The organism is Cryobacterium sp. TMS1-20-1, from assembly GCF_004402355.1.
Taxonomy (GTDB): Bacteria; Actinomycetota; Actinomycetes; order Actinomycetales; family Microbacteriaceae; genus Cryobacterium; species Cryobacterium levicorallinum.
Genome location: NZ_SOGF01000018.1, coordinates 62,140 through 76,875, shown reverse-complemented (window position 1 = coordinate 76,875; position 14,736 = coordinate 62,140). Strand labels below are relative to the sequence as shown.

Sequence of the window (14,736 nt, the reverse complement as noted above, 5' to 3'; positions counted from 1 at the left end):
ACTGGCTCCTTCTGGTCCCGGCTGCTCGGACGCTAACGGCGGTACCCACCCCTGCTCTCGACGCTCGACAGCGCTGGCCAGACCGCCAACCGGACCACCGGCGCGGCTACGGCTGACACGGCCGGGGGCGAGGAGGTCCTCGTTCCGCGGTCGGGTATGTGCGCAGCCCTCATGTCAGAAAGAGCGCCGCCACGCGCTGCTTTACACAGAATCAGCGACACCGCTCCCGCAGGGGCGCGCCTCATCTTTTTCGCTGGCGCCTGCCCGTTAGACCTCGACGGCAGCACCGTTGGCGTCGGAGACTATGCAGCCCAGGCCGGCAAGGCGATGGAGAACCTCGCGTTAGCTCTGAAGGCGGCGGGAATCCAACTCGAGAACGTATAGAGCACACGGGTTCTCGTCGCGTCTTCCACTCAGAGTGACCTGGTCGAGGCGTGGACGGTCATTCGTGAGGCTTTCGGGGAGCATGACGTGCCGAGCACACTCCTTGGCGTCACCGTTCGGGGCTATACGGATCAACTGGTCGAGATCGAAGCTGTCGCGGCGGTAATCGACTGACAGAACCAGCGCGGACAGCGTCCGGGGTCAGATCCTTGCCTCAGATCGTCCGCTCCCACACCGTTGTCTCCGTGGGTACTCCTTGATGATTCGCTGTCGCCCGTCGCTGACAGGAGTACCCGGTGCGCAAAGCGACCGCCTCACTCGCGGTATTCCCTTCAAAGATCACCAAGGTCACCACTCGGCTCCCGTTGTCGAGCAGCCAGTCGGTGAGGGCCCGGGTTGCGAGTGAGGCTGCACCGCGACCGCGACCTGTTCGGAGGAGCGCATAGTAGATCTCCGGAACCTCGCCGGGATCCGCGAACACGCCGGTGACACCCAAGTTGGTCTGGCCGTCTGTAATCAAGTAACGATAGGTGTCAGCGGAGGCACCCTCCGAATGGGTCGGGCGCAATCGCGCTCTCGCTGTCTCCTCGGTCATTTGAGGGCGATAGTGAGTCCACCGGAGCACGTCAGGATCCATTGAGAGGGCCACTTCGAGGGCCCAGTCCGCTTCCACCATCACTCGCAAATCGAACGGGCCGGCCGCTAAGCGATCCGGTGGAGCAACTGGCAACGGCATGCGCCCTATTCTGGCCTGCTTCTGCAGAAATACCCAAGCGGGCTCGGTTCCACTTGTGGGCACAGGCTGCGTTGGGAGTCGCCGCACGGTGTTGTTCCGCGCCGGTCACCTCGGTTGACATCTTCCGGCCACAGGTTCGGCGACTCCACGACGCCATCCAGGGACATGAACAAGCCGGCGGTCAGTTTTCGCATGCGAATCGCTCCAGGGGTCGGTGAGCGAAAATGCTACCTCAGTCGGTCGAGATAGCGCAGGATGACACCCTCGCGCAGCGCCCACGGTGACACTTCAAGTTCCGCCGCCCCGAACGCGGCCATTGCCGCGCCGAGCACGATGCCGCCGGCCACGATCTGAAAGGTGCGGTCGGCGGTGATACCGGGCAGCGCGGGGCGGGCTTCGGCAGGAATACGCGCGAGACGCGGCACCCAGTCATCGAGCTCCGCGCGACCCAACCGCAAGCGATCGGCGGCGCCGACGCCGTCCGAGGTGGTTCCGGCCAGTCGGGCCAGTGATCGAATCGCCTTCGACGACCCGACGATGTGGTGCGGTGCCGGCAGCTGTGCAAAGGCACCGACCGCATCGCGCAAAACGGATGCCGCATGCCTGCGCAGCGCAGACACCTCCTCCGGCAGGGGAGGATCGTGGTGCAGAAAACCGATCGTGCTGCGCCCGGCGCCGAGCGGCAGCGACAGTGCTACCTCGGGAAACTCAGCCCCGCCGGCCGCGATCTCGAGCGATCCACCGCCGATGTCGAACAGCAGAATGTTGCCGGCCGACCAGCCATACCAGCGCCGCACGGCAAGGAAGGTCAGCCGGGCTTCGTCCTCGCCCGACAGCACCTGCAGGGCGACACCGGTTTCCCGTTCGACCCGGTCGAGCAGTTCCGGACCGTTGGTCGCGTCGCGCAGGGCCGAGGTGGCGAACGGCAACAACTCGTCGATATTGTGCTGCTGGGCAACATCCGCTGCATGCTGCACCGCAGAGAGCACCGCAGCGACACCCTCGTCGTTGATGGCACCCTCTGGCGTGATGTACCGCATGAGGCGCAGAACGCTCTTGTCGGAGGCCATCGGCACCGGCGGGGCGCCTTCGTGCGCGTCGACAACTAACAGGTGGACGGTATTCGAACCGACATCGAGGACTCCAAGGCGCACATTCGTACGATACTGCCTCCGCCGGGTCAGCGTTGCGCGGGAGCGACGAAGCGCTGCCAGACCCAGCCGCTCGCGCACAGGACCGCGAAGCTCGCGGCGACGATCCACAACACCGTGCCAGAGCCGCTGCTCTGCAGCTGATCGATCGCCGGGGCCAGCGCGGCGAACAAAATTCCATAGGCGACCACGGTCAGGCCGGTCCAGATCGGCGGTGACCAGGCGAGAATGCTGCGCCCACTGGTGTGACCGATCGGCACCAGGATGAGCACGGCCGAGCCGACTGAAGCGAGCACGATCGTGTTGACCGTCTCCGCCACGAGCGAGGTCGTGAAATCACTGGCGGCGGGCAGAAGTGCTCCAAGTGACCAGGCGAGCACGGCAAACAGGGAGAGGGCACCGACCCGCACTGCCGCAAGCTGGCCGCGCTGCGCCGGCGTCGGCTGCGCGCTACCAGCATCCGCTTTGGCTAACAGGCTCACGCTGCCGAGCAGGCCGAACAGCAGGGCCGGGTGCACGTCGAAGACGCGCGAGGCGGTCGCCGCGGCCGCGATCAGCAACAGGTAGCGCGGCAGAAACCTGACCGCCCCGCGCAGCTCCAGCACGCGGGAACTCCACCAGAGCGGCACCAGAATGGCGACCCCGTTGACCAAGACCAGCCCGATAGTCACCGCGACCAGCAGACGCAGGTAGGCCGGCTGATCCACCACCGGTCCGGACAGCATGACGAAGGTTGCGGCGGCGACGAGCGCGGTGCCACCGCGCAGCCACCGATTGAGTCGCACGGTCGGTGCCACCTCGTACTCTTCGCGCACCCGATTGCGACCCGCCAGGGTGGGCCCTGACCAGAGCGGACGGCCGCCGCGCGTACGCGAGATGGTGCCCGCGAGCATCCGCAGCGGCAGAGCTATCAGCACCAGGGCACCCAGGGCGAGCAGCCCGGCCTGCAACCAGGGGAATGGCGAACTGGTGCCGCTTGGCCCGATCGGCAGTGCGAAGCGGGTCGGGTCATCCCACCGGCCGGTGAAAGTGGATGCCCCCGCCGAGTCGTCCGCCGGCTCCTCCTCAGCGGCTTCTGGTGCTGGTTCCTGCGTTTGGGGCGCCGCGGAAGGCGTCGGCTCCGCTGTGTCACCCGGTATGCCAACCGCACCGTCGGGCGACGGCGAAGCCGATGCGCTCGGAGCCGGCGTGTCCGCTGGCGTCTCCGAGGCGGACTGGGTCGGGGTCGGCGTCGGTGTGGCGGTGCTCGGGGCGGCATAGCTGACCGTCACGGGGGTGCTGCCCGGTCCGACATTGCCGGCGGAATCCTGCTGCACGGCGATGACGGAGTACGAACCCGCAGCCACGCCCCCGGCGAAGCAGGTCCACGCCCCGGCGGTCACCTCGGCGGTGCAGACCGAGTAGGCGCCGGCGAACACGGTGACGGTTGCGCCGGTCTCGCCGGTGCCGGTGTATTCGGTTCCCGCGACGGGCACCTGGGCGCCCTCGCGAGGAGTCGTCACGACCGGAGCCGCTGGGCCCTGAAGGTCAAAGACAATCGTGACCGGCTCGCTCGAATTCGACGACGACGGGCTGCTGAAGGTCGAACGCTGGCTCGCTGTCATCTCCCGGCTTCCGCTCTTGAGCGTGCCCTCGAACAGGCACGCCCAAGCACCCGAGTTGTCGACGTCACTTGAGCAAGAGTCTTCGGTCCCCAGGGACGCCGTCACAGTGGCCTGGGGATGCCCGGTTCCGCGAACCCAGCCGTCGGACTCGGAGCCGCTGCGGCCGCCCTGCACGGTCGGTGCGCCCAGAACGGCAACCGTGATCTCGTCGCTCAGGGTGGAATCGCCGGTTACAACGACGCGCAGTTTGATCGTCGGACCGTTCTGCAGGTAGAGGTTGCTGCAGCTCCAGGAGGTTGATTTGTCATCGACGATGCACAGCGGGTCCCCGCCGCGCGGCGACAACAACTGAATCTCCTGATCGAGCGCTTTCGACCCAGACACAGTTGTACGGTTACTGCCGATGAACTGCCCGTTGCCGGGACTCTCGATCAGCGGCCTCGTCGTAGCTGGATCGGTCGTGGTGTTCGGGATGGGTTCTTCGGTGGCCGGAGCGGTCGATTCCGGTGTCGATTCCGGTGTCGATTCGGGTGTCGCCTGCGCCGCGGCCAGCACGGGCCCGGAGAGGACGATCGCACACCCGAGCAGAAGGGCGACGACGGCCGCTAAGCTGCGGGAGCGTCGTGGACGCGCCGTTGCGCCAGATGCTTCGACCCGAGTCGATTCGGACATGACTCACCCCCTGCCCCAATTTGAGGGGCAGAGGGCGGTAAAGTCAACCTCCCGCGCCCGCAGAATGTAACAAACCGAGGGAATTCTTCGCGCTGCCGCCGCCCGCCGGTAAACATGACACCCTTTATACGAAGCGGATGCCCAGCATGAGACCGCCGAAGAGAGCCGCACCCTGATGAATCCCACGCCCCGCACCCCCGCCTCCACACGCGCCGTCGCCGCCCGGGACTGGGAACACCGCGCCGGCGAGCTCGGCGATGGCCTGCCGACCGGGTTCGAGGTGGCCGTCGCCACGTCCGCCTTTCAGATCGAGGGAGCCGCTCGCGACGGCGGCCGTGGCGACAGCGTCTGGGATTCCTTCAGTCAAAGATCCGGACGCATCCGCGATGGCTCGAACGCCTCCGTTTCGGCTGACCACATCAAGAATTACGCAGCGGATGCCGCCATTCTGCGCGACCTCGGCGTCGACGCCTACCGCTTCTCGCTGGGCTGGACCAGGTTGCAGCCCGAGGGCCGCGGCCCCCTCAACCGCAACGGACTCGCGTTCTACGATCGGTTGCTGGATGCGTTGCTGGCCGACGGCATCCGTTCTACCGCCACTCTCTCGCACTGGGATCTGCCGGCTGCCCTGCGGGGCGGCTGGCTGAACCGCGACACCGCCGGCCGTTTCGCCGACTACGCCCATGCCGTGGGGGAGGCGTTCGGTGACCGCGTCGATGCCTGGGTCACCCTCAATGAGCCAGCCACGGTCACCACCAGGGGCTACGCGCTCGGCACCCACGCACCCGGTCGCACCCTGTTGTTCGACGCGCTTCCCAGTGCGCACCATCAGCTGCTCGCGCACGGTCTTGCCGTGCAGGGCCTGCGCGCCGCCGACGTGCGCGGACGCATCGGTCTGGTCAACTCCCACACTCCGGTGCAATCAGCGACCGACCGCGACCAGGACCGCTCCTATGCGGCCCTCTACGACCTGCTGCAGAACCGCCTGTTCGCCGACCCGGTGCTGCTCGGCCACTATCCAGACCCGCTCGAACCGTTCGCGGTCGAACTACGCACCCTGCTCGAAGCAGACCCCGCCGACCTCCGCACGATCCAGCAGCCGCTCGACTTCTACGGGCTGAGCTACACGGGGCCGGCCCGAATCGCCGCCGGTGCGACGGTGCTGAAGACCCCCGACGGCCAGCCGATCCCCGTTACCTCATGGCCGTTCCACCTCGAGCCGTTCCGCGAACACCCCACGACCTCCACCGGCGACGTTAACGCTCCCGAGTACGTTGCCGTGGCGCTCGCCGAACTGGCCGAACGCTACCCCGACCTGCCCCCCGTCTACCTCTCACTAGCCGGCGGCGCCTTCTGGGACCAGGCGGATGCCCGCCACCAGGTGCACGATCCCGCCCGCATCGACTACCTGGCCGAACACCTCGTGGCCGCCCTCGACGCCACCGCGGCCGGAGCCCCGGCCGCTGCCATCGACCTCGCCGGTGTGGCGTTCTGGTCGCTGCTCGACGGATTCGAGTGGGATGACGGCTACACCCAGCCGACCGGTCTGGTACACGTCGACTTCGCCGACGACCGCCGCACGCGCACGCCCAAGTCGAGCTACCGTTGGCTGCAACACGCGCTGGCCAATCGCTGAGGCGGCCAACTACGGCGTACGCCGCCGCAGCGTCACCGACCCGAGCACGACGGCGCCCACGATCCACGCTCCGATGATGAGCAGTTCCCCGCCGATATAGGCGGCGTCCTGCGAATCGGCCGCGACCGCCTGCAGCGCGTCGATCGCGTGCGACAGCGGCAACCAATCGCTGATCATTCGCAGCACATCGGGCAGCTGCTCGCGCGGCAGAAAAATGCCGCCGAGCGGCATCGACAGCAGGCGTTCGAGCGTGCCGGTGCGGCGTTTGCGGAGGGTTGGGATGCTGATCACGAGAAACATCACGCTGAACAGAAACAGAGGGCAATCATGCCCGGCCTGATCGTGGCGAACACGGGAATATCTGAGAAAATCCAGGGCAGCAGCCCGATCAGCAGACTCGGCACCGCGAGCAGATCGGGGGAGCCGAGCAGCGCTCCGGCCAGCGAGACCCGGCTGCGCTGTCCGCCGGAGAGCGATCCGACGAGCTGGCCGGCCTGTGCCGTGAGATCGGTCAGGGCCAACACTCGGTCGACGTCCCGGCGCGGGGCACCGAGCACGGCGCGAAAATAGTGCAGATTCTGCCGCACGGTGAGGTCGTCGTAGACGCTCGCATACTGTGTCACATAGCCCACGCGGTGCCGAAGCGGGGCGGCGCCAGCTGGCAGGCCGAGTACCGTGACTGTGCCGGACTGCACCACCTGCACGCCGACGATCGCTCTCAGGAGCGTGGTTTTGCCGCATCCGCTCGGGCCGAGCAGCCCCACCACGACTCCGCGGGGAACAGTGACGGTAAGCCCACGCAGCACCGGATGCTTTCCCCGTCGCACGTGTAAATCGGTCACGTCTACCGCGGGGGCGGATGTGTTCACCATGCCCGAACTCTCCGCCGCTGCACACCCCCTGTCAAGCCCACAATGGGCGATTCCGCGGTGCTTCACGTTGAAAGCGGGTACCCAGCCACCTGCAGTAAATTCGGGGCGTGACCAAGCAGCAGCCCTACCGCGTCCTGCACTCCTACGACGATTTCGAACTTCGCCGATACCCAGCCCATCTCTTGGCCGAAGTCACCACGGATGGCCCTTTCGAAGACGCCGGCAACCGTGCTTTCCGATACCTGTTTGCCTACATCAGCGGAGCAAACCAGTCCCGCCGGAAGGTGGCCATGACCGCGCCAGTGGTGCAGACCGGTGCGGCAGAAAAGATCGCGATGACCGCGCCCGTGCTGCAACAGCCTGTGACGCACCCGTCAAATCGAGTGGGCAGTGCGCAGTTCCAGGTTGCCTTCGTGCTGCCCGAGGAGCTGACGGCGCAAACGGCGCCGCAACCCACCGACCCCAACGTGCAACTGAGAACGGTACCGTCCGCACTGGTCGCTGCACTGCGGTTCGGTGGACGCTGGCGTGAGACTCGTTACGAACAGCATGTCGAGGAGTTGCGCGCGGCGCTCGCCGCCGCCGGGCTCACCGCCCTAGGGTCACCGAGATTCGCCCGATTCGACCCGCCGTTCAAACCGTGGTTTCTGCGTCGCAACGAGGTGTTGGTCGACGTCGAAGAGCCCGGCTGACCGCGCTCTCCCTGCCGCCTTGGGAAATCCCCGCACGCCTTGAGGTTGCTTGGAGTGTGATGGGAAGCGGGTGGGAGCCTCCGGGGTCGCGGTTAGTATTGGCAAGTACGCACGGGGGTCGTTGTCGCTAGTTCATGTCTCCGTGCCACCCTAGAAAGCCAATTTGCAAGGAGACGCTGCCATGGAATGGCTCATCCCGGTTCTGATCGTTGTCGCACTCGTCGCCATCGCTGGTATCTACCTGTGGTCGACGTACAACTCGCTCGTGACGCTCAATGTGCGCGTCGACGAAGCGTGGAGCGACATCACGGTGATGCTCAAGCGTCGTGCTGACCTGCTGCCCAACCTGATCGAAACGGTCAAGGGCTACGCAGCACACGAGAAGAACGTGTTTGAAAACGTGACCAAGGCTCGGGCCGAGACGCTATCTGCCCAAGGCCCGGCCGACGCATCCGCTGCTGAGAATCACATGCAGACCGCGCTGAAGAGCATCTTTGCCGTCGCCGAGGCGTACCCGCAGCTGCAGGCCAGCCAGAACTACCTGCAGTTGCAGGGCGAACTCGTCGACACCGAAGACAAGATCCAGGCCGCGCGTCGTTTCTATAACGGTGGCGTGCGCGAAATGAACACCAAGATCAAGGTGTTCCCGAACCACTTGTTTGCCGTTAACCTCGGATTCACCGAGCGCGAGTTCTTTGAGGTGGCCGATTCCGCAGCGATTGCGGAGCCGCCCCGCGTGCAGTTCTAACGGGACTTAGCCGATGTACAGCGCGATAGCTAAGAACAAACGCAACACCGTTTTCATTATGATCCTGTTTTTCGTGATCATTGCGGGGCTCGGCTGGCTGGCCAACGCCGTCTATGGTGCCGGCGGCTACGGCATCCTCATCGCCACCGTCGTCATCACGGCGCTCTACGTGATCATTCAGTACTACGCCGCCGGTCGCCAGGCCATCTTGATGAGCGGTGGCATCAGGGTCAACAGCAAGGCCGACCACCCGCGCCTCTGGCGCATCGTGGAGAACCTGTCGATCACGACCGGCACACCGATGCCCGAGGTCTACATCATCAATGATCCGGCGCCGAACGCTTTCGCCACCGGTCGCGACCCCCAGCACGCGATCGTCGCCGCCACCACCGGCCTGCTCGACATCATGGACGACTCCGAACTCGAAGGCGTCATGGCCCACGAGATCGGCCACGTGCGCAATTACGACATTCGCGTGTCGATGGTCGTGTTCGGCCTCGTTGTCGCCATCGGCTTCATTTCGGACATGTTCCTGCGCATGGCGTTCTTCGGCCGCAGCAACAACAGCAACGGCAACCCCGTCGTCATGGTCTTCGGGCTCGTGGCCATGATCGTGGCCCCGCTCATCGCGACCGTCGTGCAGCTCGCCATCTCTCGCCAGCGCGAATATTTAGCGGATGCCACCAGCGCGTTGACGACGCGCCACCCGGATGCGCTCGCCTCTGCCCTGGCCAAACTGGGCGAATACGGTCGCCCCATGCAGAAGCAGAACAGCTCGATGGCCCACCTCTGGATCTCGGACCCGCTGAAGAAGGGCGCCATGGGCAAGCTGTTCGCGACGCACCCGCCGATCGCCGACCGCATAGAGCGCCTGACCGCCATGGGCAGCAAGTTCTGAATTAGTTTTCCCGCACATCGGGGGCGTAACCCGGCGGCGAGATCTACCGCAGTTCGGCGGCCAGACCCCCAGCCAGGTTTCCCCGCGGCGCGACGACGATCTCCTCAAGTCCCTGCCAGAGTGCGGCTTCCCGCAGCACCTGCGCGAGCCGACCCGCGGCATCCGTCGGCGCCGCCGGCTCAGCCCAGGCCGACTGCACCCGGAGCACGCCGGCCTGCCGGTCGTTCTTCAGATCGACCCGGCCGACGATCATGTCGCCCAGGAGAATCGGCAGTGAGTAGTAGCCGAACACGCGCTTTGGTTGCGGCGTGTAGATCTCGATGCGGTAGTGAAAATTGAACAGCCGCAGGGCGCGGGCACGCTCCCAGACCACCGGGTCGAACGGCGACAAGACCGCCTGCGCGTCCATGGCCCGCGGCAGCCGGGCGTCGCGGTGCAGCCAGGCGCGCGCGCCCCAGCCCGCAACCTCCACCGGGAGTAACTCGCCGGCCTCCTCCAACTCAAGGATGGCTGAGAGTGCCGGCGCCGACTTCAGCCGAAAGTAGTCGGCGAAGTCCTTGACGGTGCCGATCCCGTGTGCGCGCGCCGAGCCGCGCACCAACTCGCGGTGGGCATCCGCTTCAGAAATTTCGGTGCCGAGCAGCTCGGGGGAGAAGACCTGCTCTGGCAGGGCATAGACCCGCTCAAAACGGATGCGCCCGGCACTGACCACATCACCCCAGCGGAACAGAATTTCCAGCCCGGTCTTCACCTCGGACCAGCCCCACCAGGGCCCGCTGCGCTTGTTGGCGTCGTGTTCGATTGCGCTGGCCCGCATCGGGCCGTTGGCGGAGAGCTCGGCCAGGAGCCAATCGAGCATCGGCCGGTTGGCGTGCGACCAATCGTCGGGCGTGCGCGCTGAACGGTCGCGATAGTTCTGCATGCGCCAGTGGAAAAGCGGCCAGACCTCGACCGGTAGAAACGAGGCCTCGTGTGCCCAATACTCGGTGAAGCGGGCCTCGCGACCCGTGGTCAACCGATCAAGCTGGGCCTTGTCATAGGCGCCGAGTCGGCTGAAGGCCGGCAGGTAGTGGCTGCGCTCGAACACGTTGACCGAGTCGATCTGCAGCAGCTCGAGTCGATTCACGAGGGCCGTGAGCTGACGGATGCCGACGGCCGCTCCAGGTCGCGCGCCGAAGCCCTGCGCGGCGAGCGCAATCCGCCGCGCCAGTGCGGGGGAAACTGTCGTGACCATTCGTCTCACTCTAGCTGCACCCCCGTTCACCTGGTGTTTACCCGGAAAACATGTGGCAGCCATGTAGCCTTCGTATTGTCGGGCGACCGGCGCACCCTGCCCCATATCCTGTTCACCCGTAGCGTTTGCACAGTAATCCAACGCTCCGGACCCGGTCACAATGGAGGAAAATTGTCACTCAAACGCACTCTGATGGTGTCCCTGGCCGCCGCAGCGGCCCTCACCCTCACGCTCAGCGGCTGTTCACCGGCCGCCGAGGCTCCGGCCTCGGGCGTCGACGCAGCGACCGCCACCAGCTTGAGCGCCTTCGGCGATCTGGCCGGCCTCGAAGAAGCCGCCATCGCGGAAGGTCAGCTGAACGTCATCGCGCTGCCGCGTGACTGGGCGAACTACGGCGCCGTTCTCGACCTGTTCGCCGAGAAATACCCGGACATCACGATCAACGAAGCGTCCCCAGACGGGTCCAGCGCCGAGGAGATCCAGGCCGCCGACAACCTCAAGGGCCAGGACACGGCACCGGATGTCTTCGACCTCGGCCTGGCAGTCGCCCTGTCCAGTACCGACCGCTTTGCGCCGTACCAGGTTGCCAACTGGGCCGACATTCCCGACGCGCTCAAGGAAGCCTCCGGCCTCTACGTCGGCGACTACGGCGGATACCTGTCGGTGGGCTACGACCCCGACGCTGTTCCGGAGCCCAAGGAGTTGACCGACCTGCTCGGCGCCGACTACAAGGGAAAGGTGGCCATCAATGGTGACCCGACCCAGGCCGGTGCAGCGTTTGCCGCTGTCGGCCTCGCCACCGTGCAGAGCGGCGGAACGGTCGCTGACTTTCAGCCCGGCATTGACTTTTTCTCCGATCTCAATGCGGCCGGTAACTTTCTGAAGGTCAACCCGACGACGGCGACCGTCGCCTCCGGTGAGACCCCGGTGGTCTTCGACTGGGACTACCTCAACGTTGGCTACGGCGCCCAGCTGGAGGGCCAGCGCAACTGGAAGGTCGTCGTCTTCGACGGCACCGGTTACGCCGGCTACTACAACCAGGCGATCAACAAGGATGCTCCCAACCCCGCCGCAGCGCGGCTCTGGCAGGAATTCCTGTACAGCGATGAAGCACAGAACCTGTGGCTTGCGGGCGGCGCCCGCCCGGCGCGCGCCGAGGCTATGGCCGAGGCCGGCACCATCGACAGCGAGCTGTTCGATGCGCTGCCGAAGGCGCCGAGCGACACCGTCGTTCCGACCGAAGACCAGAGCACCGCAGCGGCAACGCTGCTCGGCGAGAAGTGGGCTGCCGCTGTCCAGTAACATCCGTGGTCGGGCAGCAGCCTTCGGGCTGCTGCCCTTCGCGGTGTATGTGTTGTTGTTCCTGGCTGTGCCGACCCTGATTGCCATCGGCACGGGCTTTTTCGACAATACCGGCGCCTTCACCCTGGCCACGGTCGCGGCCCTCGGCGACCCCGTCGTGCTCACCACCTTCTTCAACTCCTTCTGGCTGTCGGCGCTGACGGCCGTCGTCGGTGCTGTTGTCGGTGCTGTGGTCTGCTACGCCCTGCTCGGCGCGCGCCCCGACGGCCCGCTGCGCACCACCATCGACTCGCTCAGCGGTGTGCTGGCCCAGTTCGGTGGCGTCATGCTCGCCTTCGCCTTCGTCGCGACCATTGGCATTCAGGGCATGGTCACCCTGTATCTGCGCGACACCTTCGGCCTGGATATTTTTGAGAACGGCGTCTGGCTGTATTCGACGACCGGCCTTATCCTGCCCTACATCTACTTTCAGGTTCCGCTTATGATCATCACCTTTATGCCCGCCCTGCAAGCCTTGAAACCGCAGTGGGCCGAGGCGAACGCCACTCTCGGCGGAAGCACAGCCAGCTACTGGTTCCGTATCGCCTTTCCGGTGCTCGCGCCGTCCTTCATCGGCAGCCTGCTGCTGCTGTTCGCCAACGCGTTCTCCTCTTACGCCACCGCGGCGGCGCTGGTGAGTCAGGGCTCGCAGATTGTGCCCCTGCAAATTCGCGCCGCACTCACCAGCGAGACGCTGCTCGGTCGGGAAAACCTGGCCGGCGCGCTGGCCCTCGGCATGATCGTGGTGATGGCCGTCGTCATGGTCGGCTATTCAGCGCTGCAGTCACGGGCTGCGCGGTGGCAGCAATGACCGGACTGACCACCAACGGTGTGGCTCACGCGCCCTCCCGCACGGTTCGCACCATCATTCTCGGCGTGGTCGGGGTCATCTTCGCCGTGCCGATCGTGGCCATGATCGAATTCACCCTGCGTGCCGGGCTGGTCGGCGGCTACAACGTCGACCGCTGGGTCGCCCTGTTTCAGAGCGGATTCACCGGGGTATACCGACCGGTGCTGGTAGCGCTCGGCAACTCGGTGGCTTTGGCCATTGGCACCGTCCTGATCGTGCTGCTGCTGCTCGTACCCACCATGCTGCTCGTGCACATCCGTTTTCCCCGGCTGCGCCGAGTATTGGAATTCATCTGTATTCTGCCCATCACCATTCCGGCCATTGTGCTTGTGGTCGGGCTCGCGCCGGTCTACGCCATTGTGGCTCGAATGCTCGGCAGCGGCGTGTGGACCCTGGCCTTCGCCTACGGCATTACGGTGTTGCCCTTCGCCTATCGGGCCATTCAATCCAACCTCGACGGCGTCGACGTGAAAACGCTCACCGAAGCTGCGCGCACTCTCGGGGCCGGCTGGGGCAGTGTGCTCCTGCGGGTGCTCGTACCCAACCTGCGCCGGGGCATCCTGGCCGGTGCCTTCATCGCCGTGGCCGTCGTGCTCGGCGAATTCACCATCGCGTCCTTGCTGAACCGGGTCAACCTGCAAACCGCTCTCGTCGTCGTGAGCAAGGTCGACCCGTACACGGCCGTGATCCTCTCGCTGCTGGCCCTCGCCTTCGCTTTCCTGCTGCTCCTCGTTATCGGACGACTCGGTGCCCCGCGCACCCGAACATCGCGCCGCCGTACCACCGTGAAAGGTCCAGCATGAACTCACAGCAGCTGACAGCCCAGCAGCCAACCGCACCGACCCGATCGGGAACCGTTGTCGAATTCACCGGCGTCGTCAAAGAATTCTCCGGAATGCGCGCCCTGGACGGCTTCAACCTCACCCTGCACGCCGGCGAATGTGTCGCGTTGCTCGGCCCGAGTGGCAGCGGCAAGACCACGGCGTTGCGCGTGCTGGCAGGGCTGGAATCCACCGATGCCGGCAGTATCACCATTGACGGCATCGACGTATCAGCACTCTCCACCAGCAAACGCGACATGGGTATGGTGTTTCAGTCGTACTCGCTGTTTCCGCACCTCAGTGCCGGCGAAAACGTCGAATTCGGGCTGCGGATGCGAAAGATCAAGCCGGCCGAGCGGCGCCGCAGGGCGGCAGCGTCCCTGGCCATGGTCGGCCTCGACGACCACTTCGATCGCTTTGCACACCAGCTCTCCGGCGGCCAGCAGCAGCGGGTCGCGCTCGCGCGCGCACTCGTGACCGAACCGCGTGTGCTACTGCTCGACGAACCGCTCTCGGCGCTCGACGCCAAGGTGCGCGTGCAGCTGCGCGACGAGATTCGACGCATTCAAACCGAACTCGGCATCACGACCCTGTTCGTCACCCACGATCAGGATGAGGCCCTCGCGGTCGCCGACCGCGTCGCCGTGATGCGCGCCGGCAATATCGAGCAGGTCGGCACGCCCGAAGAACTCTATTCCCGTCCGGCCACCCCGTTCATCGCCGACTTCGTCGGACTCAGCAACCGCATCGACGGTCTCGTGCGCTCGGCTCGAGCCGAGGTCTATGGAACGAGCCTGCCCCTGATCGACCCGGCGACGCCCGACGGACCCGTGACGGTCTCGATCCGCCCGGAAGACATCGAGTTCGCAGCCGAGGGCCTCGCGGCGACCGTGGTCACCTCCAGCTTTCTTGGGTCGCTCCGCCGCACGACCCTGCGCCTGGCCGACGGCACCATTCTGTTTCTTCAGCACGGCGTGCGCGTGCACCCGAAAGCGGGCGAGAACGTGTTTGTCAACTTCACCGGGGCACCGGTCTCGACCGAGCGGGTGGAGACCGCCAGTGTGGCGCAGCAACAGCCCTGACGGCAGTCCTAGACT

At 65.8% G+C, this 14,736-nt stretch carries 14 protein-coding genes and 1 pseudogene; 9 read left to right on the top strand and 6 right to left on the bottom strand.

What is annotated here, in order from left to right:
• The first annotated feature begins 171 nt into the window (after window positions 1-171).
• Window positions 172-558: pseudogene (locus E3O45_RS02865) on the top strand (RidA family protein).
• Window positions 559-598: 40 nt separating this feature from the next.
• Here the strand turns inward: E3O45_RS02865 and E3O45_RS02860 are convergent.
• The 3 genes from E3O45_RS02860 to E3O45_RS02845 form a co-directional block, all read right to left on the bottom strand.
• On the bottom strand, window positions 599-1,060 hold the full coding sequence (locus tag E3O45_RS02860; protein WP_255452951.1) for a GNAT family N-acetyltransferase: 462 nt from the start codon (window positions 1,058-1,060) through the stop codon (window positions 599-601).
• Window positions 1,061-1,347: 287 nt separating this feature from the next.
• On the bottom strand, window positions 1,348-2,274 hold the full coding sequence (locus E3O45_RS02850; RefSeq protein WP_134441577.1) for a Ppx/GppA phosphatase family protein: 927 nt from the start codon (window positions 2,272-2,274) through the stop codon (window positions 1,348-1,350).
• 26 nt (window positions 2,275-2,300) lie between these two features.
• Window positions 2,301-4,547, bottom strand: a complete 2,247-nt coding sequence (locus tag E3O45_RS02845; RefSeq protein WP_134441575.1) for a hypothetical protein — start codon at window positions 4,545-4,547, stop codon at window positions 2,301-2,303.
• A 175-nt stretch (window positions 4,548-4,722) separates the two neighbouring features.
• Between E3O45_RS02845 and E3O45_RS02840 the strand changes: the two genes are divergently transcribed.
• Window positions 4,723-6,183: a glycoside hydrolase family 1 protein gene (locus tag E3O45_RS02840; RefSeq protein WP_134441574.1), complete on the top strand. Its 1,461-nt coding sequence runs from the start codon at window positions 4,723-4,725 to the stop codon at window positions 6,181-6,183.
• 9 nt (window positions 6,184-6,192) lie between these two features.
• Here the strand turns inward: E3O45_RS02840 and E3O45_RS17760 are convergent, their stop codons facing one another.
• Window positions 6,193-6,474 (bottom strand): ABC transporter permease, encoded by a 282-nt coding sequence (locus tag E3O45_RS17760; protein ID WP_166789380.1) that lies wholly within the window; start codon window positions 6,472-6,474, stop codon window positions 6,193-6,195.
• An 8-nt stretch (window positions 6,475-6,482) separates the two neighbouring features.
• Window positions 6,483-7,055: an ATP-binding cassette domain-containing protein gene (locus E3O45_RS02835; protein WP_166789379.1), complete on the bottom strand. Its 573-nt coding sequence runs from the start codon at window positions 7,053-7,055 to the stop codon at window positions 6,483-6,485.
• A 107-nt stretch (window positions 7,056-7,162) separates the two neighbouring features.
• On the opposite strand from E3O45_RS02835, the gene E3O45_RS02830 reads away from it, so the two are divergent.
• The 3 genes from E3O45_RS02830 to E3O45_RS02820 all read left to right on the top strand — a co-directional run bounded on the left by E3O45_RS02830 (window position 7,163) and on the right by E3O45_RS02820 (window position 9,393).
• Complete coding sequence (locus E3O45_RS02830) at window positions 7,163-7,747, top strand: heme-binding protein (RefSeq protein WP_134441572.1); 585 nt, start codon at window positions 7,163-7,165, stop codon at window positions 7,745-7,747.
• 181 nt (window positions 7,748-7,928) lie between these two features.
• Window positions 7,929-8,495 (top strand): LemA family protein, encoded by a 567-nt coding sequence (locus E3O45_RS02825; RefSeq protein ID WP_092450401.1) that lies wholly within the window; start codon window positions 7,929-7,931, stop codon window positions 8,493-8,495.
• Between the two features lie 13 nt (window positions 8,496-8,508).
• Window positions 8,509-9,393 (top strand): M48 family metalloprotease, encoded by an 885-nt coding sequence (locus E3O45_RS02820; RefSeq protein WP_134441570.1) that lies wholly within the window; start codon window positions 8,509-8,511, stop codon window positions 9,391-9,393.
• Between the two features lie 43 nt (window positions 9,394-9,436).
• Here the strand turns inward: E3O45_RS02820 and E3O45_RS02815 are convergent, their stop codons facing one another.
• Entirely contained in the window at window positions 9,437-10,627 is a 1,191-nt protein-coding gene (locus E3O45_RS02815; RefSeq protein ID WP_134441568.1) for a winged helix-turn-helix domain-containing protein, read from the bottom strand.
• 192 nt (window positions 10,628-10,819) lie between these two features.
• Between E3O45_RS02815 and E3O45_RS02810 the strand changes: the two genes are divergently transcribed.
• From E3O45_RS02810 to E3O45_RS02795, 4 genes are read left to right on the top strand one after another with little or no spacing between them, the layout of a single operon-like run.
• On the top strand, window positions 10,820-11,929 hold the full coding sequence (locus E3O45_RS02810) for an ABC transporter substrate-binding protein (RefSeq protein ID WP_134441811.1): 1,110 nt from the start codon (window positions 10,820-10,822) through the stop codon (window positions 11,927-11,929).
• Window positions 11,826-12,779: an ABC transporter permease gene (locus E3O45_RS02805; protein WP_370257716.1), complete on the top strand. Its 954-nt coding sequence runs from the start codon at window positions 11,826-11,828 to the stop codon at window positions 12,777-12,779. The genes E3O45_RS02810 and E3O45_RS02805 overlap by 104 nt, the downstream gene beginning before the upstream one ends.
• On the top strand, window positions 12,776-13,621 hold the full coding sequence (locus E3O45_RS02800; protein WP_134441567.1) for an ABC transporter permease: 846 nt from the start codon (window positions 12,776-12,778) through the stop codon (window positions 13,619-13,621). The genes E3O45_RS02805 and E3O45_RS02800 overlap by 4 nt, the downstream gene beginning before the upstream one ends.
• Window positions 13,618-14,721: an ABC transporter ATP-binding protein gene (locus tag E3O45_RS02795; protein WP_166789378.1), complete on the top strand. Its 1,104-nt coding sequence runs from the start codon at window positions 13,618-13,620 to the stop codon at window positions 14,719-14,721. The genes E3O45_RS02800 and E3O45_RS02795 overlap by 4 nt, the downstream gene beginning before the upstream one ends.
• Window positions 14,722-14,736: the final 15 nt, after the last annotated feature.